The organism is Pseudomonas guariconensis, from assembly GCF_024127895.1.
Taxonomy (GTDB): Bacteria; Pseudomonadota; Gammaproteobacteria; order Pseudomonadales; family Pseudomonadaceae; genus Aquipseudomonas; species Aquipseudomonas guariconensis_B.
This window is the reverse complement of sequence record NZ_JAMYBK010000016.1, coordinates 51,480-72,899: the sequence shown is the minus strand read 5'-3', so window position 1 is coordinate 72,899 and position 21,420 is coordinate 51,480. Positions and strand designations below refer to the sequence as shown.

The 21,420-nt window shown below is 59.3% G+C and carries 15 protein-coding genes and 1 pseudogene; 14 read left to right on the top strand and 2 right to left on the bottom strand.

All coding sequences use genetic code 11. The features are described 5' to 3' along the window. Position 1 precedes the first annotated feature (1 nt). From NJF35_RS16715 to NJF35_RS24905, 4 genes and pseudogenes are all read left to right on the top strand, one after another. Positions 2-1,555, top strand: a complete 1,554-nt coding sequence (locus NJF35_RS16715) for a glycosyltransferase (protein WP_253091290.1) — start codon at positions 2-4, stop codon at positions 1,553-1,555. A 27-nt stretch (positions 1,556-1,582) separates the two neighbouring features. Further along, on the top strand, positions 1,583-2,425 hold the full coding sequence (gene kdsA / locus NJF35_RS16710; protein ID WP_225790926.1) for a 3-deoxy-8-phosphooctulonate synthase: 843 nt from the start codon (positions 1,583-1,585) through the stop codon (positions 2,423-2,425). A gap of 31 nt (positions 2,426-2,456) precedes the next feature. Next, on the top strand, positions 2,457-3,743 hold the full coding sequence (gene kdsB / locus NJF35_RS16705) for a 3-deoxy-manno-octulosonate cytidylyltransferase (protein ID WP_253091289.1): 1,287 nt from the start codon (positions 2,457-2,459) through the stop codon (positions 3,741-3,743). Between the two features lie 792 nt (positions 3,744-4,535). Continuing rightward, positions 4,536-4,734 (top strand): annotated as a pseudogene (locus NJF35_RS24905) (hypothetical protein); the annotation flags it as partial. Between the two features lie 296 nt (positions 4,735-5,030). Here NJF35_RS24905 and NJF35_RS16695 read toward each other — a convergent pair. Together NJF35_RS16695 and NJF35_RS16690 are read right to left on the bottom strand one after the other, a co-directional pair. Then, entirely contained in the window at positions 5,031-5,735 is a 705-nt protein-coding gene (locus NJF35_RS16695; RefSeq protein ID WP_253091288.1) for an acyltransferase, read from the bottom strand. Positions 5,736-6,787: 1,052 nt separating this feature from the next. Then, entirely contained in the window at positions 6,788-7,720 is a 933-nt protein-coding gene (locus NJF35_RS16690) for an SIS domain-containing protein (protein ID WP_253091287.1), read from the bottom strand. Between the two features lie 795 nt (positions 7,721-8,515). On the opposite strand from NJF35_RS16690, the gene NJF35_RS16685 reads away from it, so the two are divergent. The 10 genes from NJF35_RS16685 to NJF35_RS16640 all read left to right on the top strand — a co-directional run bounded on the left by NJF35_RS16685 (position 8,516) and on the right by NJF35_RS16640 (position 21,391). Continuing rightward, positions 8,516-9,556, top strand: a complete 1,041-nt coding sequence (locus tag NJF35_RS16685) for a phosphotransferase (RefSeq protein WP_253091286.1) — start codon at positions 8,516-8,518, stop codon at positions 9,554-9,556. A gap of 189 nt (positions 9,557-9,745) precedes the next feature. Continuing rightward, positions 9,746-11,767 (top strand): capsular polysaccharide biosynthesis protein, encoded by a 2,022-nt coding sequence (locus tag NJF35_RS16680; protein ID WP_225788190.1) that lies wholly within the window; start codon positions 9,746-9,748, stop codon positions 11,765-11,767. Further along, positions 11,707-13,026 (top strand): capsular biosynthesis protein, encoded by a 1,320-nt coding sequence (locus tag NJF35_RS16675; RefSeq protein ID WP_317235056.1) that lies wholly within the window; start codon positions 11,707-11,709, stop codon positions 13,024-13,026. The genes NJF35_RS16680 and NJF35_RS16675 overlap by 61 nt, the downstream gene beginning before the upstream one ends. Next, complete coding sequence (locus NJF35_RS16670; protein ID WP_225788192.1) at positions 13,023-13,799, top strand: SDR family NAD(P)-dependent oxidoreductase; 777 nt, start codon at positions 13,023-13,025, stop codon at positions 13,797-13,799. The genes NJF35_RS16675 and NJF35_RS16670 overlap by 4 nt, the downstream gene beginning before the upstream one ends. Further along, positions 13,792-15,306 carry an LTA synthase family protein gene (locus NJF35_RS16665; protein WP_253091284.1) on the top strand — a complete coding sequence of 505 codons (1,515 nt, stop codon included), beginning with the start codon at positions 13,792-13,794 and terminating at the stop codon, positions 15,304-15,306. The genes NJF35_RS16670 and NJF35_RS16665 overlap by 8 nt, the downstream gene beginning before the upstream one ends. 4 nt (positions 15,307-15,310) lie before the next feature. Next, positions 15,311-15,880 carry a GNAT family N-acetyltransferase gene (locus NJF35_RS16660; protein ID WP_253091283.1) on the top strand — a complete coding sequence of 190 codons (570 nt, stop codon included), beginning with the start codon at positions 15,311-15,313 and terminating at the stop codon, positions 15,878-15,880. Further along, on the top strand, positions 15,877-18,003 hold the full coding sequence (locus NJF35_RS16655) for a capsular polysaccharide biosynthesis protein (RefSeq protein WP_225788195.1): 2,127 nt from the start codon (positions 15,877-15,879) through the stop codon (positions 18,001-18,003). Before NJF35_RS16660 ends, NJF35_RS16655 begins: the two co-directional genes overlap by 4 nt. 3 nt (positions 18,004-18,006) lie before the next feature. After that, the gene (locus tag NJF35_RS16650; protein WP_253091282.1) at positions 18,007-19,050 is read left to right on the top strand and encodes a phytanoyl-CoA dioxygenase family protein; all 1,044 of its coding nucleotides are present in this window, start codon (positions 18,007-18,009) and stop codon (positions 19,048-19,050) included. A gap of 153 nt (positions 19,051-19,203) precedes the next feature. Beyond that, the gene (locus NJF35_RS16645; RefSeq protein WP_225788197.1) at positions 19,204-20,112 is read left to right on the top strand and encodes a LysR family transcriptional regulator; all 909 of its coding nucleotides are present in this window, start codon (positions 19,204-19,206) and stop codon (positions 20,110-20,112) included. Between the two features lie 307 nt (positions 20,113-20,419). After that, on the top strand, positions 20,420-21,391 hold the full coding sequence (locus NJF35_RS16640) for a PDR/VanB family oxidoreductase (RefSeq protein WP_253091281.1): 972 nt from the start codon (positions 20,420-20,422) through the stop codon (positions 21,389-21,391). Positions 21,392-21,420 lie beyond the last annotated feature (29 nt).

Sequence of the window (21,420 nt, the reverse complement as noted above, 5' to 3'; positions counted from 1 at the left end):
CATGAAAAAAATTGCCATATTTGCATCATCAACCACTACCGTACAGCTTGAAAGCATTGCAAGCCTCGCCGAACGTGAACCTAACAATCAATTTTTCCTGCAGGGAGCAAACATCAAGGGCGAGAATATAAAGCAAGTTAGCGAGCAAGCCGATTTTTTGAACATATGCGGTGATGCCGATGACCTGATTATCCTTGCAGATGTTGATTTCCAAATTGATGAGAAGATGCTAAATAGCTTTTATTCTCATCGCCTAGGCAATGTTTGGCACATGCTCCCAGATGGCGAAACCAAGCAATATCGCTTAAATCCGCGTCGTAAAGCATCTGTACTTTTGATTTTCCCCGGATCCATATTGCCTCTGACTCTGGGCTCACATCAGCGCGCATTCAACTTGCTTTTCAATTTAAGCAAGCAAGGTGTCGCTGTTGATTTGCTGATAACCACGCCCAAAAACGTCAAACAGTCGCGTTTCAAAACCGCCCTTGAAACCTTCTGCAATAACGTTTACTTCTATAAAAACAACAAGAAAAAACCTTCAAAACTTGAGCAATATACACGTGCCATAGAAATAAAAGCACGCAAGGCGTTGGGAAAAACGGCAGACCTTCCCGATTTATTTTCTGAGCGCGCAAAATTTAGACCAACTGAATCATGCAAACGTTGGGCTAACTCACTACACGTCGCAAATCGCTACCAGTCCATTATCGTCTCATATGCTTGGATGATGGACGCCGTCAAATATATAAAGCATGACCGCGAAAATTTCAAGTTAATTTGCGACACCCATGACGTGCAGTTCACTCGTAATGAGCAAATCCTTAATCGCAGCGAACGTTTGTTTTTCAGTGCTTCTAGAGAAAAACGCTGCGAGCTGAAAAAATTAAAAATTTGCGACTCGGTAATTGCCATTTCAGAGTCTGATGAACAAATTCTTGCTGAGACGCTACCTGCACACGTTAAAGTAATCAAAGCCTCCTCTGGCTTCGATTACGCGCTCGCACCAGTAAAAAGACGTCCTCATGGTAGACCATTAGCCTTTGGCTTTATTGGTGGCCAGATGTCCGCCAACGTAAAATCCCTGAGCTTTATCTTGGACGAATGGTGGCCTGCTATAAAAAAATACTCACCGGACAGCAAGTTTTACATTGCGGGTTCCGTATGCAATGCGCCGGACATCCTACCCAAGATATTCTTCGACAACAACATTGAAGCACTAGGTTTCGTTGATAACATCAGCGACTTTTACGATCGTATCGAAGTTTCCCTCAACCCTGTTGTTGTTCAGGGAGGTTTAAACTTCAAAAGTGTTGAAGCAGTATTTGCCGGCAAACACTTGTTTACCAATAAACTCGGACAAGAATGCCTGGGCACTGATTTCCCCTCTACAATAATTTCAAGTGAGTCGGACATTCGGTCTTTCTTGAAAAAATATGAGTTCGATATCAAAAAGGATACCGGCGTTCGGACCCACAACCAGAACAAAGCTCAAAGCTTATTCTCGAACAAAAACGTTTATCGCGAGCTTTTCAACTACTTTGCTGCTCAACATTGAGTCGAGTACGCACTAGAGATTAATTTTATGATTCAAATCACTAAAGATATTCAATGCTCTAACACCGCGCCTTTCGTCCTTTTCGGCGGTATCAACGTCCTCGAGTCCGAAGAATTGGCCCTGACCGCCTGCGCTGAGTACGTACGCGTCACCGAGAAACTAGGCATCCCCTACGTCTTCAAGGCCAGCTTCGATAAGGCCAACCGCTCCTCGATCCACTCCTACCGTGGTCCAGGCATGGAAGAAGGCCTGCGCATCTTTGAGAAAGTGAAGGCCGAGTTCGGCGTACCGGTAATCACCGACGTCCATGAGATATTCCAGGCCGCACCTGTCGCCGAAGTGGCCGACGTGCTGCAATTGCCCGCCTTTCTGGCCCGCCAAACCGACCTAGTAATTGCTCTGGCCAAGACCGGCAAACCGGTCAACATCAAGAAGCCGCAGTTCCTGAGCCCATCGCAAGTGCAAAACATCGTGCACAAGTTCAAGGAAGCCGGTAACGACCAACTGATCCTATGCGATCGTGGTACCTGCATGGGCTACGACAATCTGGTAGTGGACATGCTCGGCTTCGGCGTAATGAAACGCACCTGCGAAGACCTGCCGATCATCTTCGACGTAACCCACGCCCTGCAGAACCGCGACCCCTCCGGCGCAGCCTCCGGTGGCCGCCGCGAACAAGTCGTCGATCTGGCACGTGCAGGCATGGGTGTCGGCCTCGCCGGCCTGTTCCTGGAAGCGCACCCGAACCCGGACCAGGCCAAGTGCGACGGCCCGAGTGCTCTGCCGCTGGATAAGCTGGAACCGTTCCTGGCACAGATCAAGGCGCTGGATGATCTGGTCAAGTCCTTCCCGCCGTTGGTCATCGCCTAACCCCGCGTCTGCCTTAGCAAGGATTGTGAACATGGCAAGTTCTGAACAACGGGTCGCGATCGTCATTCCGGCCCGCTATGGCTCCACCCGCCTACCGGGCAAACCATTGGCCGACATCGCCGGCAAACCCATGGTGCAACATGTCTATGAACGGGCCCTGCAGGTAACGAATGCCGATGTGGTGATCATCGCCACCGACGATGAGCGCGTTGCCACAGCGGTACGTGGCTTCGGCGGTGAATGCGTGATGACTTCGCCGGATCATCCGTCCGGTACCGACCGTCTTGCGGAAGTCATGGGCCAAGTCGATGCAGACATCTACATCAACCTGCAAGGTGACGAGCCGCTGGTGCGCCCATCGGACATCGAGGCCTTGGCGGTTGGCATGCTGGCCGATACCAGCGTCAATGTCGGTACCCTGTGCCACCCGATAGACGCGCATGAAGCCAGCAATCCCAATACCGTCAAGGTAGTGCTGGCAGCCAATGGCAATGCGCTGTACTTCAGCCGCTCGCCGATCCCCTACCCGCGTGACGACGAGGCAGCTCGCTACCTCAAACACGTGGGTGTGTATGCCTATCGCCGCGAAGTGCTGGCCGAATATGCAAGCCTGCCGCAGCCGATAATGGAGCATGCCGAGAAGCTCGAGCAACTGCGCTTGTTGGCTGCCGGTTACTGCATCCGCGCCTACCAGGTCGAACCCACCGGCCCGGGTGTCGATACGCCTGAGTGCCTGGAACAGGTACGAGCACTGATCAGCGGACAAGTCCCTCCACCGAAACCGACCTTGGCAGATATCCGCTTGGTGATCACTGATGTGGATGGCGTATTGACCGATGGCGGCATCTACTACGACGCCACGGGGGAATGCCTCAAACGCTTCCATGTTCGTGATGGCATGGGCATGCGTCTGCTGGAAGAAAATGGCGTACGGGTGGCGGTACTGTCGGGACGTGATTCGGCGACCTTGCGCAAGCGCGTGGCTGATCTGGGTGTGACCCTTTTTCAGTTTGGCGTGAAGGACAAGCTGGCAGCCTGCAGTCAGTTGATGGCTGATGCCGGAGTGAAGCCTGAGCAGACCCTCTGCATTGGCGACGACTGCATCGACTTGCCAGCATTTGCAGCTTGCGGAATTTCATTTGCTGTAGCAGATGCACCGACTTACGTAAAGGCTGCGGCAACTCAGACGCTGTCTGCATCTGGTGGTACCGGAGCATTCCGTGAGGTCGCTGATGCTATTCTCTTTGCTCAAGGCAAAGACGCCGTGCTTGGCACAGCGGAAGGATATGCGAGAATAATGGCCAAAATGGCACAGTAACACAAAGGGGTTTAAATACCCCTTTTTTTTAAAAACGAAACTACTAGCGCAATGCATTTGTGTAGCGCCCTAATCGTCAGTGTCAGCGCCTTTACCGGTTGCCACGATAAAACTCTTCAGTCGACGCTAAACAGAGTTATTTTTTCGCAGAAAAATACTCAGGCTTCACACCACATCGGCGAGCTATCCGAACCAGCGATGCGGTAATAACTCTGACCAACCTCTCACCCCATACGAAAAATGGTCAAACCTCGAACCTATTTCGCGCAGTAGCGAATCAGTATTTCGAAATACCTTCCCAAGCACACCATGAGCACACGGCTATTAACCTGTTGATTTTATGATGTTTTTTGTTGTTTAATATGCCCATCATAAAAGCTAGTAATACCTAAAAATGATCAAGGAGGACGCATGATATTCGAAAGGGCTGGAAGAAACGATCAAGATTGGAGTGACTTTCTTCTTAGCAAAGGAATCCAGTACGAGAATAGCCACATCAGAAAAGGACAGAAACTCCAAGGTGCGTTGCCAATTAGCTTGATTGATACAAAGGTGCTAAATTCATCAAGCGTTGGCAGGTATTCAGTAGTTCGTGGCGGGCGCATATCTGCAATCATTGGTGACTATTGCTCTATCGCCCCAGATGTAATGATGGGAGAAGGAAATCATCCTACACCGTGGCTAGGAACAAGCGGGATTTTTTATCAGAAAAATAAGTATGGTTTTTTTGCGGAGTCGAGAAATTTTCCGATCCAACCATGGAGCGATAGCAAGACCCCTCCAATAATCAGACATGATGTTTGGATTGGAGCAGGCGTCAAAATTATGCGAGGAGTTACTATCGGCCTTGGAGCCGTTGTAGCGGCCAACTCCATTGTGACCAAAGACGTACCTCCATATGCTATAGTTGGCGGCGCACCTGCAAAAATCATAAAATATCGATTCGATGATAATTTGATAGATGCACTTATCAAAAGCAAATGGTGGACCTACGACCTTTCTGTTATCAAGAAGATCGAATTCACGAACCCACAAAGGGCACTTGAGCAACTAAGCGAGATGAAACACAAGCCAATTGCCAAAAGAAACAAATTTATCTTATCGAACGAGACTCTTGAACTATTCGACTGACTAATGAAGCCACCGCTCGAACTCAGTTCGCTTTCTTGAAACGAGGACCTAGCTTCATAGCTAAGTAATCAAGCTCCCTGTTCGAGCCACCTTATAGATATTGGATCAAGGGGGCAAATTCCGATATCGCGACGCCCCCTTATATGAATAAGCAACTCAATCAATCTTATCAGCGGAAGACTCGGCTTCAGCAGCATAGTCTTCCTGCGCAGCATGCCACCAATGCTGAAAATTTGGATCCATGCTTTCACCTTCAAAAGTAACTTTTTCTGCCTGCCTTCTATCCCAAACCACCCCAGTACGAATCAGCTTTCCTGGAGTACCGGCGACTATACAAGAGGCTGGGTATTCCTTATTTTGCAAAAATGAAGAAGCCCCAACTATCGAGTTCCTACCGATCTGCGTACCCTTACTGATTAAAGCTGCCTGCCCAACCCAAACGTGATCTTCGATTAAAATATCCCCAGGAGAATTCAATCTCTCTCCCGTCTCAACACTATATATTCCGTGCGCATCAGTTGTTCGCAACTGGACATTAAAAGAGATCATGCAGTCCCTACCGATGCGTACCTCTCGTCCATTATCTGCTAGTATGTAAGCCCCCTCAATACTAGTATCCTCACCAATAACAACTTTCGCACCATTTTTTATAAGCACCCGCAGATCCCCCAAGCGCCGAGGATCGGCTTCGAAAACGCCACCATCACCGGAAATCGTGATATTAAGCTTCCCTACCCTTTGTAAGTTTCCAATTTTTACAACATTCCCATTACCTTCAACCTGTATTGTAATAACACCTTGGGCATCATCAGGAACATCAATTTTATTATTAACACCTTTATCATTTACGGTAACTGGCATATCTAAAAAGCTCTCTAATACACTATTTAAACTATGGCAGTCGCCCGCCAGATGAATGGATGCCTACCGCCCTGGAGTCATTCTGCCATCACTCAAGAGACTGCGCTACCCCTGCCATTTCATCCCGCATATTTCAGTCCAGCGACAGGCACCACTGCCTCACAGGGAGCTTGGTCTCAGTTATTGGCGCCCCACTAATGCTCGGTGTGAACTCACGGTGTGCAAGCTGCCACGTCATGACTATTGACTCCTTACCAATTTCATGATATGCAAAGTAAAATGTTAGCCAACCAGCCCGCTGCTCGTTATGGCTCAGTCCGGCCCTCCTAAGACGATTACGTCTTGGCTAAAGCAGCTGCTTAGCAACCGTAGTTTGGGCGGCATATATAGTCGAGTAGAGCGCACACCAATTCAAGTTCATGATCCGCAAGATGACTGCTGACCAAAGGCTAATGTCATTTAGCTTTTCTTTATCAATGCCACGGTACAGCGCTAGCCACAGTAATACAAGGTAGAGCCGCTGGATGGTGCTACCCCATCAGCCTGAGCAAAATATTCGCACACAAAAAATAGACAACAACATACCAGGAAGTCATATGACTTTTGCCTGATATCTGGAGTAGTGGATAAGGTACTCACTCTGACTATGGATAAGAAACGCCAGCCGTCAGGCCAATCGAAACTCAACCACTATCCGAGCGGTGTCAGACTCAAAGCTGCACGCATGTCTTTCTGAAGATGGCCATGACAACCTCCAACGGTAGAGGTTTTGAAGATATATCCGTTACTGGCTTCGAAGCTTGTCGATTGATGAAGCGATTAATGTACGGCAAGCTAAAAAAGATAGCTTGCACGCACCACCAAAACAGTCCTGATCTATCAGGACGACCGAGAGCCCGCTCATCTGGAAAATGACTTTTCAGTGCATAAGCCATGCCCATGACACGAAAATTATCTATATCTACTCGAGAACGGATAGGGTATGTCTAGCCTAATCACACATGAAACAGGGCCGACGCTTTCGCCTATCGGCCCTGTTTCATGATTTGGGATTAGTCAAAAATTTCAACCACGCCCATCACATTATTCTCAGCATCAGTCACCGCCAACGCTCGGATCTTGTTATCCAGCATATAGGCCTCGGCCTCAGACAGTTGCGCATCCTCCTTGATGGTGTGCGGCCTTGCGGTCATGAACTGCTCGACCGTGGAATGAACGATCCCTTCATCCTCCAGTAACGCTCGGCGCAGATCGCCGTCGGTGACGATGCCGACTAGCTTGTCGCCGTCCATCACCACGGTCAGGCCGAGGCGGCTCTGGGTCATTACCAGCAAGCAATCGTGGAAGCTGGTGCTCGGCGTCACGACTGGGGCAGGCGAATGCATAACATCGCGCACGCGGGTCAGCAGCCTGCGGCCGAGGCTGCCACCGGGGTGGTAGCGGGCGAAGTCCATCGGCTTGAACTGGATGGCCTCGATCAGGGCTACTGCCAACGCATCGCCCATGGCCATGGTAGCCAGGGTAGAGGTAGTCGGGGCCAGGTTGTTCGGGCAAACCTCACGCTCGACGGAGATGTCAAGCCAGATATCGGCGTGCTTGGCCAGTGTGGAGTTGCCGTTACCGGTCATGGCGATGAACTTGTTGCCGAACGACTTGAGGCTTGGGATGAGCTTGATCAGCTCTTCGGTCTCTCCGCTGTAGCTGATGAGGATCAGCACGTCGATCGGCTTGAGCATGCCCAGGTCACCGTGGAAGGCTTCGGCTGGGTGCAGAAAGAAACTCGGGGTACCAGTGGAGGCGAAGGTGGCGACCATCTTCTGGCCGATCAGGCCGGATTTGCCCATGCCACAGACGACCGTGCGCCCCTTGCAGCCTAGGATGAGTTCGACGGCGCTCTGGAATTCGCCATTGATGCGCTCGGCCAGCTGGGTAACGGCTTGGGCCTGAGCGATGAGGGCTTCTTTGGCAATCGTGAGGTGATTCATGTTCGTCCTTGAAGACTGCAGATAGTTGAGAAACGGCGAATGGTAAAGATTTTGCAAATATAAGCAAAGCGCGATGATGGGAATTGAAGCGAAATATGACTAGTGGGTCACGGAGGAAGCCGGAACCGCAGTCGCTAAGCAGATGGTTGGAGGCTTGCATTGCCAATGAGAAGGCGGTTTTCCATACATCAGTGGGTTAGCCTATTCACGGGGCAAGCCCCAATGCCGGTCAGTTAAGTGGAGCCTTGCAATCCTAGGCCTGTTTCACAACATCAACTGGCGGTTGGAAGTCTTAACCGATCAGCAGTGGGACAAGCTCGTTCCCACAGGGTTCCCTCTCAGGCAGACGTTATTTGCTCGCAGACTGTCTGGCCAGTTGACGGACTGCTCATGGAGCGAAACTTCGTTCTGCTCTAGCGGAGTGTCAGGACGTGTGGCGAGCGCTTGCCATACACCGGTGGTGCCAGGACCGACCTATTCGTGGCCAAGCTCGCCCCTTGAGTGCCCGTTGTGCTTTCGGTCCCGTTCTCTGCGCGGCAGGGCAGTTCGGAGAGCTGGGTAATCCCTCACAGGGCTCCCTGTCAGATAGAAAGCTCAGGGCCTGCCGTCAGCCGGCGGTTCTTCTCTGCTCCAGAGTGGCTGAATCAGCCCGCCGGACAGCGCAACTGACAAGCTGCGACGTTGCAAATCAATACGTTGTTGAAACTTTTCGTTGTGTGTCGCCGACGTATGACGCAGCATATTGTTACCAGAACAGTTACAAATCGGACGTACGGCGCTGCCTGATTGGATGTCATGAATGCCCCTTCTCCCTCGCCCGCGCAGCGCAAGACGCTCTACCGCTGGCAACGGGCCCCTCTCGAAAATCACCTGCGCGCACTGATGCCCCACTGGGGCGAGCTCCCGTTGGCGATCACCAGCCAGGACCTGGCGTCGAATGCGTCGTTCGTCAATTACGTGCGCCATCACCGCCTGCTCGACCCCTGCACGGGGCAGCCAGTGGAGTTGGTGGAAAAGTCGATCCGCAAGCTGGCCTTCATCAGCAGCCAGGAAGCCCGCTTCCACCGCGCCGAAGGCATGCTGGCGGGTAGCACGCACTTTCGCTACCCATCCTGCCTGGGCGTGATCGAAACGCCCTTCGAGAGCCTGATCTTCACCGAGTTCGTGCGTGGCAAGCCGCCGCGCATGCAGGCGATCGCGCATCAACTGGCCTTGGGTATCGCGGAACTGGAAAGCCGCAGCCATGAATACCTGGCAGCGCAACCGCTAGGCAAGGCGCCACTGCTGTGGAGCATGGACTTCTTCCGGCCGTGGTTCCTGCTGCGCCCGCGCTTCAACTTCGCCCGTTGCCTGCCGGGGCTGCAACAGCTGGGGCAGGAGGATGCGCGTTTTGCCGGCCTGGCCGAGCGTTTCAGCGGCTTCGTGCCGTTGGTCCGTCACCTGGCCAGCCAGGCGCGGCGCAGCCCGCGCTGCATCAGCCACATGGACTATTTGCGCAAGAACCTGTTCATCGACAAGGGCCAGTTGCACCTGATCGACTGGAGCGAGGTGAAAATCGGGCGGGTGGGGTTCGATGGGGGGGCGTACCTGGGCAGCTTGTTCCGGCGCAAGGAAATGGCGATGTTTCTCACCGCCCAGTCGGAGTTTACCGAAGCCTACCGGGAGGCGCTGCCGGCGCATTTCGAGGGAGAGCAGGCGCTAGGCAATCTGCGCTATGTGTTCCTGCTGACCGCCCTCTTCCACTGCCTGCGCCCGGAAACCCTCGAGGAGTACCAGGCTCGCGAGCGTATGCCGCTGCTGCGCGACAAGTACGAGTACCTGCTGAGCTTGCTGTAAAACTGTCATTTTGACATCATTCATTGACCGATGTCTGGTATGCCGGAATTATTCATACGATTTCCTGTCGAACAGATCCTACAATCTGTGAATTTGTATTAAGATTCCGCGCACTAAATCTTCCTCCTCTGGATCCATTGGGCCTACGCCCAAACCGTCCCATTTCGCACGGAAAGCCGCTTCACTTCTATGGATGACGCTTCGTCCCGCCCACGCCTGCTGGTCCTTTCCAAGGGGGCCCAAAGCATCACGACACTGCCCGCCCTGCTGCCCGATTACGCGCTGCATAACGGTGCCGTGCGCGACGTGCCGCAGGCGGATTGGATCATGGCCTGGGGACGCAAGCCGAGTGCACTCAAGGCCATCGCCGAGGCGCGCAAGGCCGGCAAGCCGGTGCTGACGCTCGAGGACGGCTTTCTCCGCTCGGTGGGGCTCGGTGCCGACGACCCGCCGTTGTCGCTGATCGTCGACGATGTGGGCGTGTACTACGATGCCAGCGCGCCCTCGCGCCTGGAGCAGTTGATCGCCACGCCGCTCACCGCGCAGGAAACCGAACGGGCCCTGGCCCTGCAGGCGCTGTGGCAGCGCCAGCGGGTTTCCAAGTACAACGATGCGCGCATCGAAACGCTGGAGTTGCCCGACGACTGTGTACTGGTGGCCGACCAGACTTGCGCCGATGCGTCCTTGCAGGGCGCCGGAGCCGATGACTTTCGCGCCATGCTCGAGGCGGCACTGGCGCGCTATCCACACAGCACGATCCTGCTCAAGGTGCATCCAGACGTGGTGGCAGGCCGTAAGGCTGGGCACTTCGACCTGGCAGCGCTGGCCGGCAATCCGCGGGTGCAGGTGCTGGCGCGCAATGTCCATCCGGCCGAACTGCTGCCACGCATGCGCGCGGTATTCGTGATGACCTCGCAACTCGGCTTCGATGCACTGCTGTGGGATGTGCCGGTGCACACCTGGGGCATGCCCTTCTACGCCGGCTGGGGCCTGACCGACGACCGTCTGCCGGCACCGGCACGGCGCCAGCCGGTGAACCTGGCCCAACTGATCCACGCCAGCCTGGTGCGCTACCCGCGCTATGTGTGCCCGGAGCGCGGCGAGCCGTGCACGCCAGAAGCGCTGATCGAGTGGCTGGGCCTGCAGCGTCATCACCGCAGCGCTCTACCACAACAGGTGCAGATGCTCGGTTTCAGCCGCTGGAAGGAGCCGCTGGCAGACCTGTTCTTCAACGGCGCGGCCATTCGCTTCGTCAAGCCCGAGCAACCACTGACCCGCGACCTGCCGGTAGTGACCTGGGGCTGCAAGCACGACGACGACCTGCACGACCACCCTCACGCCATCAACCGCGTCGAAGACGGCTTCCTGCGATCGGTCGGCCTGGGCGCGGGCAAGGCCCGGCCGTTGTCGTGGGTGGTCGATGACCTGGGCATCTACTACGACGCCACGCGCCCTTCCCGCCTGGAGCGGATTCTCGCCACCCAGGCGTTCGACAGCGACCTGCTGGCGCGCGCCGCGGCCCTGCGCCTGGCCATCTGCCGCGCCGGGCTGACCAAGTACAACCTGCCCGGTGCCCATTGGCAGCGGCCGGCCGACGCGCACCAGGTGATCCTGGTGACGGGCCAGGTCGAGGGCGATGCATCGATTCGTTTCGGTGGCAACCGTATTCGCAGCAACCTGCAGTTGCTGCGTGCGGTGCGCGAGGCCAACCCGCAGGCCTGGGTGCTGTACAAGCCGCACCCGGAAGTCCTGGCCGGCACCCGCGCGCGCGGCGACGACGAGGCGCAGACCGTGCACTGGTGCAACGAGGTGATCGGCGATACGCCGCTGCAACAGTTGCTGGAGGTAGTCGACGAGGTACACGTGCTGACGTCGCAATCCGGCTTCGAGGCGCTGCTGCGTGGCGTACCGGTCACAACCTACGGCCAGCCGTTCTACGCCGGTTGGGGGCTTACCGAAGACCGCGACCTGGATCCCCAGGTGCAGGCCCGGCGCAGCCGCCGACTCACCCTCGACGAACTGGTGGCGGGGACGCTACTGCTCTACCCCACCTATGTCAGCCGCATCACCAACCGTTTCACCACCGCTGAACAGACCCTTTACGAACTACAACATTGGCACGCGCTACCGCAGCCAGGAGCACCCTCCCGATGGCAGGACTTGATACGACGCTTGAGCAGTTTGTTGGGCATGAAGCGCCCAGCGAACTGAATGCGAAGGCGCCGCGCGGTCCGCTGCTGCGCCTTCCGTGCAACAACTTCTTGTTCCTGCAGGGTGTGAGCTCGCCGTTCTTCCGTCAGTTGGCCAAGGCGCTGCGCGATATCGGGCAGCATGTGCACAGCATCCGCTTCAACGTCGGCGACGTGCTCTACGGCGCCGGTGGATCGGTGCGCACCTGCATGCAGCGCCAGGAAGAACTGCACGCCTATTACGCCCAGGTGTTCCACGAACTGGATATCACCGACCTGGTGTTGTTCGGCGATTGCCGGCCGGTGCACCAACCAGCGGTGAGCCTGGCACGGACGCTGGGCATTCGCGTGCATGTGTTCGAGGAGGGCTATTTCCGCCCCTACTGGGTCACCTTGGAGCGCGATGGGGTCAACAACAACTCGCGCCTGCCGCGCGACCCGGACTGGTACCGCCAGGTCGGCAAGCACATCCCGCGCTACCAGAACGGCAACGCCTTCAAGCTGTCGTTCACCGCCCGCGCCACCCACGATGTGCTGTACCACGCCGGCGGTGCGCTCAACGCGCTGTGCTTCCCCAGGTACCGCACCCATGCGCCTTTCAACGCGGCGGTGGAATACGCGGGGTTCGTCCGTCAGGGCCTGCGCCTGCTGCGCGCGCGGGTGCATGACGATGCGCTGGTGGCGGAAGTGGCCCGTGAGCGACACCCGACCTTCCTGCTGCCGCTGCAGCTGGACAGCGATGCGCAGATCCGCGACCACTCGCCATTCCAGAACATGACCGAGGTGATCGACCACGTGATCAACTCGTTCTCGCTCAATGCCCCGTTCGATGCACGGCTGCTGATCAAGAACCATCCCCTGACCCCGGGCCTGGTCAACTACCGCAAGGTCACCGAGCGCCTGGCACGCGAATACGATGTGGCCGAACGGGTCGACTTCCTCGAAAGCGGGCACATGCCCACGCTGCTGTCGCACATTGCCGGGCTGATCACGGTCAACAGCACTGCCGGTGCCTCGGCGTTGCTGCACCACCGCCCGACGTGCGTGCTGGCCGACCCGATCTACGCCATGCCGGGGCTCACCCACCAGGGCCATCTGGACGACTTCTGGCAGAACCCCGAGGCGCCCGACAACACCCTGTTCCATCGCTTTCGCAACACGGTCATCCACACCACCCAGGTCAATGGCGGTTTCTACACCCGCTGCGGCATCGACATGGCCGTGGCCAACTGCCTGGAAGTCCTGATGGCCAGAACGTCGAGAATCGAAAACTACCTATGAACCACACCGCTTCGCCTCGCTGCATCCTCATCACCGGCGCTACCGGCGGCATCGGTGGCGCGCTGGCGCCGGCCTATGCCGCACCGGGCGTGACCCTGATCCTGCAAGGCCGCCGCCAGGACCGGCTGGATGAAATGGCCGAGCAATGCCGTGCCCTCGGTGCCCGCGTGCTGCTCGAAGCCATCGACGTGCGCGACCTCGATGCCCTGCGCGCCATGGTGCGGCGCGTCAGCGAACAGGAGCAGCCAGACCTGGTGCTGGTCGGTGCCGGCCTCAACACGGCAGTCGGCAGCAATGGCGAGGCCGAGCACTGGGACGACAGCCGTGCGCTGCTGGAGGTCAACGTGCTGGCGGCCCTGGCTACGGTGGAGGCGGCACTGCCCACCATGCGCAGCCGCGGCCATGGGCAAATTGCGCTGTTCAGCTCCTTGGCTGGCTGGCGCGGCCTGCCGGTGACGCCCACCTACAGCGCCAGCAAGGCGGCGATCCGCGTGTATGGCGAAGCGATCCGCGATTGGCTGGCGCCGGAGGGGATCAAGGTGAACGTCATCGTGCCGGGCTACGTGGAGTCGAAGATGTGCTTCGAGATGCCTGGGCCCAAGCCCTTCCTGTGGACCGCCGAGAAGGCCGCCCGGCGCATCAAGCGCGGGTTGGCGGCGAACCAGGCGCGCATCAGTTTCCCCTTCCCGCTCAACCTGGGTACCTGGCTGCTGGGGCTGATCCCGCAGTGGCTTTCTTCGATGATCCTGCGTGGGCTGAAGTACAGTGATTGACGTTTCTCTCCTGCCGGTCGCGCTGATCGGCCTGTCGTTGACCGTGCTGGTGGAGCGCTTGCTGGTGCCCCGACCTGCCCTGCGTCGCCCGGCCAGTTGCTGGATGCTGCATGCGGGGCTGTGGTGCGTGGGGTTGGGGCTGCTGTACGGGCTCACCGCGCGGCCCCTGTTCAGCGGCGTGAACCTGCTGCTGCTGTGGTTGCTGATCGTGCTGGTGAGCAACGCCAAGTACCACTCGTTGCGCGAGCCCTTCGTGTGCGCCGACTTCGAGTACTTCAGCGACGCGGTGCGCTTTCCGCGCCTGTACCTGCCGTTCTTCGGCTTCGGCAAGGCGGCGCTGCTGGCGCTGGGGTTCCTGGTGTACCTGTGGGCGGGCTTGAGCTTCGAGACGCCGGGCGCGCGGCTGGAGGCGCTGGTTCCACTGGCGCTGGGGCTGGGGTTGTTGCGGCTGGGCAGCCGGCGGGTGACGCCGAGCTTCGACGCCGAGCAGGATGTACGGACGTGGGGGTTGGCAGCCAGCCTGTGGCGGTATTTCTGGGCGGCGCGGGTGCCGGTGGATCGGGCGGGGCTGGGGTCGCCGTTTGCCTGCACGGCAGCGCAGACCGCCACAGGCCCTCTCCCCGACCTGGTCTCGATCCAGAGCGAGTCGTTCTTCGACGTCCGCGACCTGTGGCCCGGCGTGCGCCGGGACGTCCTCGGCGAATTCGACCGCCTGGGCCGCGAGTCCCTGGCACGGGGCAAGCTGCAGGTGGCGGCCTGGGGGGCCAACACCGTGCGTACCGAGTTCGCCTACCTCACCGGCATCCCTGCCGGGCGCCTTGGCGTGCACCGTTTCAACCCCTACCGCGTGCTGGCTCGCCAGGGCCTGCCGAGCATCGCCTCGGCACTCAAGGCGCAAGGCTATCGCACGGTCTGCATCCACCCCTACGACGGCAGTTTCTATGGCCGCGACAAGGTGCTACCGGCCTTGGGCTTCGACGCCTTCATCGATGTGCGCGCCTTCGACGCCTCGCACAAGGCCGGGCCATTCATTGGCGACTGCGCGGTGGCGCAGAAGATCCGCGAACTGCTGCAGGCGCCAGGCCGCGAGCAGCCGCTGTTCATCCATGCCGTGACCATGGAGAACCACGGCCCGCTGCACCTGGAGACTGTGGCCGACAGCGAGCTGCCAGCCTGGTTCGAGCGCCCGCTGCAACCGGGCATGAGCGACCTGGCGCCTTACCTGCGGCACATCGGCAACGCCGATCGCATGCTCGGCATGCTCCGCGACACGCTGATGGCCCAGCCGAACGAGGCGCTGCTGTGCTTCTTCGGTGACCATGTGCCGATCTTGCCGCAGGTCTACCAGGCGATCGGCGCACCGGCGGGCGATACCGACTACCTGATCTGGTCGAATCGCCGCCAGCCTGGCTGCGCACCCGCGCCGATCCGGGTCGAGGCGCTGTCGGGTGCGCTGCTCGGGCACGCCCGTGCGCCCAAGGTCAAGCCTGTTTCGGGCGTGGCCTGACAAGGTGGTACGCATCGTCCTGGGCGCGAACCTGGCAGCGGAACGTGCTGCCGACCCGGCATTGGCGCGCCTGCTGACCCAGGGGCGCGGCTCGCTGGCGTTCCTGATCGGCGACACGGCCTGCCGCCATCGGCTGCTCGGCGCGAGCATCCACTGGGACCGTGTGCTGCTGGCCTTCGAGGGCGACCAGGTACTGGGCTTTGCCGCCTTCAAGCATCATCGGCGCGGGCCGTTCGCCCTGCACTGGCGGCCGTTCATCCGTGAGTTCGGCTACCTCGGCGGTTGGCTGCGCTTCGCCGGCTTCTGCCTGAGCGAGCTGCGCGAGTGGCGCTACCCGTTCCTGCTGTATGGCCTGCGGGTAGACAAGCCCGCGCGCGGCCGGGGCGTGGGCTCGGCGCTGGTCCAGGCCTGCTGCGCCCATGCCGCCGCCGAGGGCTTTGCCCGGGTCGACCTGGAAGTGCCGCTGGACAATCCGCGCGCGCGCCGCCTCTACCTGCACAATGGCTTCGCCCTGCGGCGCAAGCGCTGGGTGCCCTTCCCGCCGGTGCGCGGCATGTGGAGGGCGCTGCCATGAGCGAACGTCTGGGCAGCCCGGTCGCGGTACCCTCCCTGGTCGACGGCCCCGGCTGGATCGGCATCATGTCCCAGTGGGTGGCATGGAAGGTCCTGCACCTGCCGCAGTTCCTCGGCCCCGAGGGGCCGCCCTTCTGGCTGTGGCGGCGTGGCCGCAAGGCACCCAAGGGGCTCAAGGCCATCGCCGGGATCGGCTACAAGGCCTCCTCCGCCCATGCCCGGGTGCTGTGCCAGCGCTGGGGCCTGCCGTATATCGCGCTGGAAGACGGATTCCTGCGTTCGTCGTCACTGGGCATCGAGGGCGACACGCCGATGTCGATGGTGGTCGATCCCATCGGTATCCATTACCTGGCCGACCGGCCATCGCTGCTGGAAAACATCCTCCAGTCCCCTGAGCGTCTGGGCGAGGACGAGCTGGCCTGCGCCCGTGAGCTGATCGCGCTGATGCGTAGCAGCGGTATCGGCAAGTACAACAATGCCCAGGATCTGCCCGCCGACGACCCGCTGGGCCGCGAACGCCCGCTGGTGCTGGTGGTCGACCAGACGGCGGGCGATTATTCGATCCCCGGTGGCGGGCTGTGCGAAGCCGACTACGTGCGCATGCTCGACACCGCCCTGGCGGAAAACCCCGATGCCGATGTGCGAGTACGCATCCACCCCGACTGCCTCGGTGGGCAAAAACCCAGTTGCCTGCTGGCGGCGGCGCAGACCCGCGGAGTCACCCTGGAGGCACGCCCGGTGTCGTGGGCATCGCTCGCCCGGCGCGCGCGGCGGGTGTACATCGGCACCAGCCAGGCCGGCCTGGAAGCGCTGATCCAGGGGGTGCCGGTCACCTGCTTCGGCCTGCCGTTCTATGCCGGCTGGGGGCTGACCGACGACCGCATGGCGATCCCCCGGCGCCAGGGCCGGCCAGACCTGGTGCAACTGGTGGCGGCGGCCTACGTGCGCTACTGCCGCTATGTCGACCCGCTCACCGGCCAGCTCACCGACGCCCTGACCGTGGCCCGCCAGTTGGCACGCAAGAAGGCCCGCGACGCGGCGTTCGCCGGCCCTACCACGGTGATCGGCGTCAAGCGCCACAAGCGGCACAACATCCGCCGCTTCTTCGCCAGCCGCTGGGGCCAGTTGCGTTTTGCCGTGGATGGGCCAGGACTGGTGCAGCGGGTGGCCGCCGAACAAGGCCGCCTGCTGGTCTGGGCGGCGCGCGAACCCGCCGGCCTGGCCCAGCGTGCCCGGCAGGCCGGGGTGCCGTTGTGGCGGGTCGAGGACGGCTTCCTGCGCTCCATCGGGCTGGGGGCGACCAACAGCCCGGCACTGTCGCTGGTGCTCGACCGCGGGGGTATCCACTACGATGCCGCCTCGGCCAGCGACCTCGAGCAACTGCTGCAGCACGAGGCGTTCGATGCCGCCAGCCTCGCCGAAGCCGCGCAGTTGCGGGCGCACATCGTCGCCAGCGGTACCAGCAAGTTCAACCTGCGCCAGGGGCCGCAGCCAATGCTGCTAGGCCGGCCGGGGCAGCGGCGCCTGCTGGTGGTCGGCCAGGTCGAGGATGACGCCTCGACGCTGTGCAGCGGTGGCGGCCCGGGCTGCAACCTGCGCCTGTTGCAACGCGTACGCGCCGCTGCGCCCGCTGCCTGGATCCTGTACAAGCCACATCCGGATGTCGAGGCCGGCAAGCGCCTGGGCCATATCGCCCCGCAACAGCTGGCGGGGCTGGCCGACCAGGTGCTCGACGGTGTCGACATCGCCGTGCTGTACGGTCAGGTCGATGAGTTGCACACCTTGAGTTCCACGGCCGGCTTCGAGGCGCTGCTGCGCGGCCTGCCCGTGGTGACCTATGGCACACCTTTCTATGCCGGCTGGGGGTTGACCCACGACCACCAGCCAATGCCGCGCCGCACCCGGCGCCTGACCCTGGACCAGTTGGTAGCCGGCGCCTTGTTGCGCTATGCGCGCTATGCCGACGTCCAGCAAGCCCTGCCCTGCGATGCCTGGCACGCCCTCGCCTGCCTGTCGACGCCGCGCCCTGTGCGGCTGGCCGAACACGCCCGAGTGGCGCCGTTGCTCAACTACACCTGGACCATGCTCGGCTGCGGCCGGCCACTGGCCCCATCAAAGGACTAGACCATGCCTGTTTCGATCAAGGACATCGGCCGCTACGCGGCACTCCCCTGGCATTGCCTGCAACTGGCGACCCATGCCAAATCCTTCGAGAACAACCCGTTGATCGGCAGCCGTCGGCTCAACGCCCTGGGCCTGCATGTGCAGCGCCGCCAGTTGGCCATGGGCATGGCCGCGTTGCGCCGGCGGGCTTTGGCGTCGCGGCTGGATGCCCGCGAGCGCGAGCATTTCGAGCAGAACGGTTTCTTCATCCGCGAGAACGCCTTGCCGGCCGAGCAGTTCGCCGCGCTGCGCGCCGAGCTGGGCGCGCTGCGCAGTACCGGCTGGGAAATGCGCCAGGGCCGTGCGGTGACCCGCCGGGTCAGCCTCGACCAGGACGTGCTGGTGCACAATCCGGCCAGCGCGGCCTTCGTCGCCGACCGTGGCGTACGCGACCTGATCGCCTATGCCTCGTCCAACAGCGGTGGCATCACCTATCAACTGCAGTCGATCATCATCGACGCCGCCAATGCCGACCAGGACCCACAGACCCGCCTGCATGCCGACACCTTCCACCCGACGGCCAAGGCCTGGTTGTTCCTCGACAACGTGGCCGATGACCAGGGCCCGTTCAGCTATGTGCCCGGCTCCCATCGCCTGACCCCGGAGCGCCTGGCCTGGGAATACCGCCAGAGCCTGGATGCCGCCCGCTCGGGCGAGCAGATGCACCGCGAAGGCTCGTTCCGTATCGACGAGGAGCAACTGGCGGCCCTCGGCCTGCCCGCCCCGCGCCGCTTCGCCGTGCCCGCCAACACGCTGGTGGTGGCCGACACCTCCGGCTTCCATGCCCGTTGCGCCAGCCGCCAGGCGAGCCATCGGGTGGAGATCTATGCGAGCCTGCGGCGCAACCCCTTCATCCCCTGGCGCGGCGCGCACCTGTTCGCCCTGCCCTGGATCGCCAACCATCACATGCGCTGGGATATCCGTCTCAAGCGGCTGATGGGGTTCGACAAGCGCAGCCACTGGCGTTTCATCGAGCAATTGAATGCCTACGAGGCGCCGCATATCTGAACGACCAATGATGTGGCTTGCAGGCCTGTGCAGGGCCTGCTTGCACCCGCCATTTGGGGCTTATGCAATCTTGCGTGCGACGGCACGCCCGACCATACTCGCCCCCATCCAAACAAGCGTGTTAAAAACGCAAGGCGTTAAGGCGGCTACACCTTGAAGATCCATGCCCGCTCTTTACTCTATTTTGAAAAGATTCGTCAGTGCCATTCCATTCGAGAAGCCGCACGCCAACTGCATGTCGATGCCTCAGCCGTCAACCGCCAACTCATAAAACTAGAAGAAACCTTAGGGGCAGAAGTCTTCGAGCGCCTGCCGTCCGGGCTGAAGCTTACCGAAGCGGGCCGTTTATTGGCGCAGCACCTGGTCACGGTTTTTCAAGACGAGCAGCGGCTCAAAAGCGAACTCGAAGGGTTAAAAGGCATTCGCAGCGGGAACATCAGCGTCGTTTCGGTCGAGGGGCTCAATGAAGACTTCATGCCGGTTGTGATCGAGAAAATGATCTCGACCTACCCCGGTGTGAAAATAAACTGTCGATTCGATGGCTCAGCCAATATTGCCCGGCTGATCGAAGAGGGTGAGGTGGATCTGGGGCTGGCGTTTTCCATCCCGTCAGAAGCGAACCTTCAATGCTGTGCAGCGGTCAATTTGAAGCTTGGCGCAATCGTACAGCCAAGCCACCCGTTGGCTAGCCGGGTCGACATCACCTTTGCCGATTGCCTGGCATACCCGCTGATTCTGGGGACACCGGAGATCGCTATCTATTCCCTGATGCAGCCGTTGCTAGAGGGACACCAAGGCTGCGCCAATGTGCTGCTTCAGACCAGCTCGCTGGTCATGATGAAGAAGCTCGCACAACGAGGAATGGGCGTGGCGTTTCAAACCAGGCTGGGGATGAAAGCAGAGCTCCAGGAGGGCTCGCTGGTACATCTACCGTTGCGCCCACCCAGCGCAGTGGAGGCGAAGCTTGGCGTCTACATTCGCAAAGGCAGGGCCCTATCTCCGTCGCTCGCCGCCTTCGTCAACATCGTCAGCGAACTCTTGCGCGCCTACGAAACGGCGTAGCGCCGATTGACGGCCATGCGATGCAAAAAATACAGCGCAGCAGTGTTTATTTAGCACTTTTCGCATCACCCACCTCGTTTTACCATTTGCCTAGACGCAGACGACTCTATCAACGTGTCTTGATCGATAGATGTGATTGCCTGGTGCCTGATCATGACAGGCTTGTCGCCTTTTAAGTACTGAAGCATCTCTACGCCTCTTGAAACTCCAGGAATATTTTTATCGCCTGGAGCCCCTCTAACTGTGCCTTCTGTGTGGGCGCGACGGTAGCGCTCGACTTGAGTTCAACGTACCCCGGAGATAAAGAATGAATTCGAATAAAGAATATCCCCTTCGACTGATCGTCTCGGAAGTACGGCAACGCTCACCCGAAATTAAATCATTCATTCTAAAGGCTGCAGACGATTCCCTGTTGCCTGTATTTTCGGCCGGCGCACACTTGAAAGTGTGTGTCCGACTTGAAGACGGTCGCACTGATGAAAGAGCCTACTCTTTGGTCAACAGTGACAACCAATCGGGTTACTACGAAATCGCCGTAAAGCGAGAAGATGCAGGCCAGGGTGGCTCGAGGTACATGCACGGTCTTCGCGCCGGGGATCAAATACTGGCGGGCACGCCAAGGAACGACTTTGCCTTGCTCGACACGGAACACCATGCGGTTCTGATCGCAGGCGGAATCGGGATCACGCCCATTCTATCGATGGCTCGAATATTGACGCGCAACAACAGCAGCTTTGAACTGCATTACGGTGCGCGCGAGCCCGCGATGATGGCGTACCGCGCTGAAATAGAACGCCTGGGGCCACAGGCAAGCCTTTACTTTGACCAAGGGCCGGCACCTCGAACAATGTCACTGGCTGCTTTGCTAGGCCCCCATGATAAATCCCGGCACGTCTACGTGTGTGGGCCCAAGCCGCTACTGGATGCCGTGATCGCCACCGCTGCGGAGCTCTCCTGGCCGTCGTCGCATGTGCATTTCGAATTGTTCGGCAGCAGCGGCCATCAGTCGGACCAGCCTGTGGAACTCGTTCTGCGCCGGAGCGGGCGAGTCCTCCATGTACCTGCGTCGCAAAGCCTGCTCGATGCAATGCTCGAAGCGGGGCTCGATCCACTGTTTGATTGTAAGCGCGGCGAATGCGGTGTGTGCGCGCAGACGGTACTGACCGGCACCCCAGATCATCGCGATTACGCGTTATCCGAAGATGAGCGTCACAACGAAAATAAAATATGCATCTGTGTGTCCCGTGCCACTAGCCCACGCTTAACACTGGATGCTTAAACCGTCAGAGTGCCCTAACGGTGAGGAGA

Excerpts from the sequence above, each read along its gene's own strand:
- NJF35_RS16715 (WP_253091290.1), top strand. The coding sequence starts at position 2 with ATGAAAAAAATTGCCATATTTGCATCATCAACCACTACCGTACAGCTT.
- kdsA (WP_225790926.1), top strand. The coding sequence starts at position 1,583 with ATGATTCAAATCACTAAAGATATTCAATGCTCTAACACCGCGCCTTTC.
- kdsB (WP_253091289.1), top strand. The coding sequence starts at position 2,457 with ATGGCAAGTTCTGAACAACGGGTCGCGATCGTCATTCCGGCCCGCTAT.
- NJF35_RS16695 (WP_253091288.1), bottom strand. The coding sequence starts at position 5,735 with ATGCCAGTTACCGTAAATGATAAAGGTGTTAATAATAAAATTGATGTT.
- NJF35_RS16690 (WP_253091287.1), bottom strand. The coding sequence starts at position 7,720 with ATGAATCACCTCACGATTGCCAAAGAAGCCCTCATCGCTCAGGCCCAA.
- NJF35_RS16685 (WP_253091286.1), top strand. The coding sequence starts at position 8,516 with ATGAATGCCCCTTCTCCCTCGCCCGCGCAGCGCAAGACGCTCTACCGC.
- NJF35_RS16680 (WP_225788190.1), top strand. The coding sequence starts at position 9,746 with ATGGATGACGCTTCGTCCCGCCCACGCCTGCTGGTCCTTTCCAAGGGG.
- NJF35_RS16675 (WP_317235056.1), top strand. The coding sequence starts at position 11,707 with ATGGCAGGACTTGATACGACGCTTGAGCAGTTTGTTGGGCATGAAGCG.
- NJF35_RS16670 (WP_225788192.1), top strand. The coding sequence starts at position 13,023 with ATGAACCACACCGCTTCGCCTCGCTGCATCCTCATCACCGGCGCTACC.
- NJF35_RS16655 (WP_225788195.1), top strand. The coding sequence starts at position 15,877 with ATGAGCGAACGTCTGGGCAGCCCGGTCGCGGTACCCTCCCTGGTCGAC.
- NJF35_RS16650 (WP_253091282.1), top strand. The coding sequence starts at position 18,007 with ATGCCTGTTTCGATCAAGGACATCGGCCGCTACGCGGCACTCCCCTGG.
- NJF35_RS16640 (WP_253091281.1), top strand. The coding sequence starts at position 20,420 with ATGAATTCGAATAAAGAATATCCCCTTCGACTGATCGTCTCGGAAGTA.